Here is a 344-nt window from a genome sequence, read left to right on the forward strand (position 1 = left end):
AGCACCCACTCACCGATCTTCAGAATGGCGCCACATTCTTCCGCGATCGGGATGAACACCGCGGGCGGAACTGCGCCGCGTTCCGGATGATCCCACCGGAGCAGCGCTTCGAAACCGAATATCTCGTTGGATACGAGTTGCGCCTGCGGTTGATAGACGAGGCGGAGCTCCTTGCGCGAGATCGCGTGACGAATGTCGTGCTCGAACTGGCGACGATCGCGCAGATGCTCACCCATGGACGGCTCGAAAACGCAATAAAGGCCACGCCCCTGCATCTTTGCCTCGTAGAGCGCAGCGTCGGCATGGCTCAGAAGCGTCTCCCGATCGGGTGCATCGTTCGGAAA

The 344-nt window shown here is 60.5% G+C and carries 1 protein-coding gene; it reads right to left on the reverse strand.

All coding sequences use genetic code 11. The features are described 5' to 3' along the window. A partial coding sequence (locus EH240_RS37630) for an EAL domain-containing protein (RefSeq protein ID WP_342634133.1) occupies window positions 1-236 on the reverse strand: 236 nt, incomplete at its 3' end. Between the last annotated feature and the right edge of the window lie 108 nt (window positions 237-344).

The organism is Mesorhizobium tamadayense, from assembly GCF_003863365.1.
Classification (GTDB): domain Bacteria; phylum Pseudomonadota; class Alphaproteobacteria; order Rhizobiales; family Rhizobiaceae; genus Mesorhizobium; species Mesorhizobium tamadayense.